The following is a 4,412-nucleotide window of genomic DNA, read 5'->3' as shown; positions in this document are numbered from 1 at the left end:
CGCAGTTCCCCGCGCCCCTGGGGTTGCCTGCGTCGCTGGGGGTCCCTGCGTCCCTGGGGATGCCTGCGCCCCTTGGGGGTTGCGCCCTCAGTGGGTGGCGGCTGCGCGGGCGGCCGGGGAGGTGGCGAGGTAGCCGAGGGCCTGGCTGGAGGAGCCCTCCTGGGTGGGGTGGTAGCCGGGCTTGAAGTAGCGGGCGGCGGAGCGGGCCATCGCCTTCGGGTCGGGCAGCAGTCCGCGGCGGGCCTGCACCTGCGCCTCCCGCCAGGTCGGCCGGATCCGGCCGCGGAGTTCGGGGTCGGCGGCGAGCAGGAACCGGACGCCCCGCACCCACAGGTGCACCAGCAGCGGCCCGGAGACGAGCATCCCCCGCATCCGCCGCAGGTAGCCGGGGTCGAGGTGGACGAGCAGGTCGTAGGCGACGCTGCGGTGCTCGACCTCTTCGGCGCCGTGCCAGCGCAGCAGGTCGAGCATGGTGGGGTCGGCCTGGGCGCGGTCGAGGCCGGGCGAGTTGAGGGCCCAGTTGCCGAGGAAGGCGGTGAAGTGCTCGATCGCTGCGACGAAGGCGACCCGTTCGATGATGTTCTCGCGGCGCCGTCGGCCCGTCAGTCCGGGCTTGTCGCCGAGGACGCGGCGGAAGAGCCAGCCGATCTGGCGGATGTAGGGGCGGGGGTCGAGGCCCTGGCCGAGCAGGTGGTCGAGGACTTCCTGGTGGGCTTCGGCGTGGATGGCTTCCTGGCCGATGAAGCCGAGGACCTCCTCGCGGAGCCGGTCGTCGGTGATCATCGGCAGGGCGTCCGAGAAGACCCGGACGAACCAGCGCTCGCCCTCCGGGAGGAGGAGGTGGAGCACGTTGATGGTGTGGGTGGCGAACGGCTCGTCGGGGATCCAGTGCAGCGGCAGGCTGGACCAGTCGAACTGCACGTCGCGGGGTTCCAGGACGAGGTCGTCGTGGATGCGCGGCGGCGGGGTGGTGCTGGGCATGGGGGAGCCTCCTGGCCTGCTGTGGCGGCTTCGACCCTGGCAACGTACTCGCGGGTAGCAGACCCGGCAAGGGTCTTATCGACATTGAGTCTAATAAGTTTCGCGTCCACCACGCCCCTCGCCCGCCCGGGACGGTGGAGGTGTGGCTCAGTCCGGCACCGGCGGGCGGAGCGCCCCGCGGAGGGCCGTCAGGAAGGACTCGACCGCCAGCCGGGTCATCAGCAGGGCGAGGGCGCCGGTGAAGAGGCCGAAGGCCGTCGCGGCGACGATGGTGAACAGGGCGTGGTCGTCCAGCGAGCCGTCGTCCGGGTCCATCCAGAGCCGGATCCGGTGGCCGTCCGGGTAGTCGTCGGCGAGGCGCCGCTCGGTCAGCTGCCGGCCGTCGAAGGTCCAGGTGTGCAGGCAGCCGTAGAGGTCGTCGAACGGCCCGGTGGGCTCCCGGTACACCTGGCACCCGGTCACGGTGACGCTGACCGACTGCGGGGTGCGGTACCAGTCCCGGGTGCGTTCCGTTGCCCGCCCGGCCAGCTCGGCGCCGATGCCGAGCACGACCAGGAAGAACAGCGCCGCGAGGCATCCGACGAACACGTCGGTACCGACCAGCAGGCCGCCGAGGAACGCCAGCAGCAGGCCCCCGAGCAGCAGGTACGGCGCCGGACCGGTCAGGCGCACCTGCCAGTCGACCCCGGCGGAGTAGGCGAGCAGCGCGGCCGACGGGGCGGCGGCCGCGAAGCCGGCGCCGACGCACAGCAGGCCGAACGGCCGGACCCTGCGGGTCATGGCTCCCCCTCCGACGGTGCCGGGCCGCAACGGCATCCTGCCCGCGGCGGGGAGGCGCCACACGCCCCGGCTACACCGCCATGGCGAGCATCAGCGGGGCTGCGCGCAGCGAGAGGAGTTCGGCGGCGGCGCGCAGGCGGTGGGTCTCGGTGGCGGGCAGGGAGGTGGCCAGGCAGCCGACGGTGGCGCCGGCGGTGACGGGGACGGCCGCGCAGACGGTGCCCAGCGCGTACTCCTGGAGGTCGAGCACGGGGACGGTGGCGGGCTGCCGGTCCAGGCGGTGCAGCAGTTGCTCGGTGTCGGTGATGGTGCGGGAGGTGAGCCGGGCGACGGGGTGGCGGGCGAGGTGGTCGCGGCGGCCGTTGTGGTCGAGCTGGCCGAGCAGGCACTTGCCCATGGCGCTGGCGTGGGCCGTCGCCCGGAAGTCCACCCACTCCTGGACGGCGGGGGCGTGGTCGGTGGCGGAGACGGCCTCCACGCTCAGTTCGCCGTCGTGGTAGCGCGTGAAGTAGACGGCGGCGCCGAGTTCGTCGCGCAGGTCGGCGAGCCGTCGGTGCAGCCGGGCCCGGACGAGCTGTTCGCGGTTCTGCTGGCCGAGCACGGTGAGCGCGCCGCCGAGCAGCCAGACGCCGTCGTCGAAGAGCAGGTAACCCTCGCACTCCAGGGTCTCGGCCAGTTCCTGCACCGCCGCGGCCTGGACGCCGAGTTCGCGGGCCAGCCGGGCGGTGTCGACGCCGTGCGGGTGCCGGTCGACGGCCTCCAGCAGGCGCAGTGCGCGGTGCAGCGGCCCGTACGGGTTCGGGTTCGGGCGGCCGTGGGCGGGGCCGGTCCGGCGGCCCCGGCTCGGTGCCGGCATGGGCGTCCCCTTCCGCTCGCGCGAGTGCGCGGCGCGGCCGCGCACGTCCAGCCTAGCCGCGGAGGGGCCGCCTTGGCCGCCCGTACGCCCGGATGCGGCACGGTTCGTGAGCGTCCGTCAGATTTCGGCGGTTCTTGTGGTAAGGCGAAGGACCCCTCCCCCACTGCCCAGGGGGGAGGGGCCCGGTCGGGGGGGCCGGTCAGGCGTCGTCGCCGGCGCGGAGCTTCTTCACCGCGGCCTCCAGGCGGCTGCCGTACTCCTCGTCGGCCGCGTGGAAGTGGGCGAGGTTCTTCTCCACGACGTCCTCGCGGCTCACCTGGGCGAGGAAACCGGCCAGGTTGGCGATCAGGCGGTCCTTCTCGCCGTCGGACATCAGCCGGTAGAGCTCGCCGGCCTGGAAGAAGTCGTCGTCCTTGGTGTGGGCCGGGGTGGTGTAGGTGCCGGTGTGGCCCTCCAGCCGGACGGGGGCGGCGAGCGCGTCGCCGGTCTGCGCCGGGCCGTCGAAGGAGTTCGGCTCGTAGTTCTTGGCGCGGCCGGCCGTGTTGAGGGCGCCCAGGCCGTCGCGGCCGTAGTTGTTCGCCTCGGTGGCGCGCGGGGCGTTCACCGGCAGCTGGGTGTGGTTGACGCCGAGGCGGTAGCGCTGGGCGTCGGCGTAGGCGAACAGGCGGCCCTGGAGCATCTTGTCCGGGGACGGGCCGATGCCGGGCACGAAGTTGTTCGGCGAGAAGGCGGCCTGCTCGACCTCGGCGAAGACGTTCTCCGGGTTCTTGTTGAGCACCAGGCGGCCGACCTTGACCAGCGGGTAGTCGGCGTGCGGCCACACCTTGGTGAGGTCGAAGGGGTTGAAGCGGTAGGTGGCGGCCTCGGCGACCGGCATCAGCTGGACGTACAGCATCCAGGACGGGAACACCCCGCGCTCGATGGCCTGGTGGAGGTCGCGCTGGTGGCTGTCGGCGTCGCCGCCGACCACCTCGGCGGCCTGCGAGCCGTCCAGCGAGCGGATGCCCTGGTTGGTCTTGAAGTGGTACTTCACCCAGTAGGCGTCGCCCTGCTCGTTGACCCACTGGTAGGTGTGCGAGCCGTAGCCGTTCATGTGGCGGTAGGAGGCCGGGATGCCGCGGTCGCCGAACAGCCAGGTGATCTGGTGGGTGGCCTCGGGGGCGTGGGCCCAGAAGTCCCAGACGTTCTCGGCCTCGGTGATGCCGGTGTAGGGGTCGCGCTTCTGCGAGTGGATGAAGTCGGGGAACTTGATCGGGTCCTTGATGAAGAACACCGGGGTGTTGTTGCCGACCAGGTCGTAGTTGCCGTCGGCGGTGTAGAACTTCAGCGCGAAGCCGCGGGGGTCGCGGACGGCGTCACTGGCGCCCAGGTTGCCGGCCACCGTGGAGAACCGCAGGAAGACGTCGGTGCGCTTGCCGACGGCCGACAGGAAGTCCGCCCGGGTGTACTGCGAGACCTCGTCGGTGACCTCGAAGTAGCCGTAGGCGCCGGAGCCTCGGGCGTGCACCACGCGCTCCGGGATGCGCTCGCGGTTGAACCGGGCGAGCTTCTCCAGCAGCTGCTGGTCCTGGATCAGCAGCGGGCCGTACTCGCCGGCCGAGGCGGAGTTCTGGTTGTCGGCGACGGGCGCGCCGGACTCGGTGGTCAGGGTCTTCGGCATGAGGGTCCTTCAGTAGCAGCGGTGCGGTGCAGGGGGCTGGGGTCAGACGCCGAGGAGGCGCCAGAGGGCGGCGCGGCGGCGGGAGGTGTGCTCGCCGTCCGGGCCGTCGGCCGGGGCGAGGGCGGCCGCGGCGGC

4 protein-coding genes are annotated in these 4,412 nt (G+C 72.7%); all 4 read right to left on the bottom strand.

Annotated features, from left to right (window positions below; all coding sequences use genetic code 11):
- Positions 1–87: 87 nt before the first annotated feature.
- Positions 88–981, bottom strand: a complete 894-nt coding sequence (locus ABZ641_RS27055) for a metal-dependent hydrolase (protein ID WP_359985758.1) — start codon at positions 979–981, stop codon at positions 88–90.
- Between the two features lie 147 nt (positions 982–1,128).
- Positions 1,129–1,761, bottom strand: coding sequence for a hypothetical protein (locus ABZ641_RS27050; protein WP_359985755.1), 633 nt, complete (start codon positions 1,759–1,761; stop codon positions 1,129–1,131).
- Positions 1,762–1,831: 70 nt separating this feature from the next.
- A complete protein-coding gene (locus tag ABZ641_RS27045; RefSeq protein WP_344627563.1) occupies positions 1,832–2,617 on the bottom strand; it encodes an IclR family transcriptional regulator C-terminal domain-containing protein in 786 nt (261 codons plus the stop codon).
- Positions 2,618–2,816: 199 nt separating this feature from the next.
- The gene (locus ABZ641_RS27040) at positions 2,817–4,277 is read right to left on the bottom strand and encodes a catalase (protein ID WP_359985752.1); all 1,461 of its coding nucleotides are present in this window, start codon (positions 4,275–4,277) and stop codon (positions 2,817–2,819) included.
- Positions 4,278–4,412 lie beyond the last annotated feature (135 nt).

The organism is Kitasatospora sp. NPDC007106 (genome assembly GCF_040634455.1).
Taxonomy (GTDB): domain Bacteria; phylum Actinomycetota; class Actinomycetes; order Streptomycetales; family Streptomycetaceae; genus Kitasatospora; species Kitasatospora arboriphila.
This window is presented reverse-complemented; position numbering and strand designations above follow the sequence as displayed.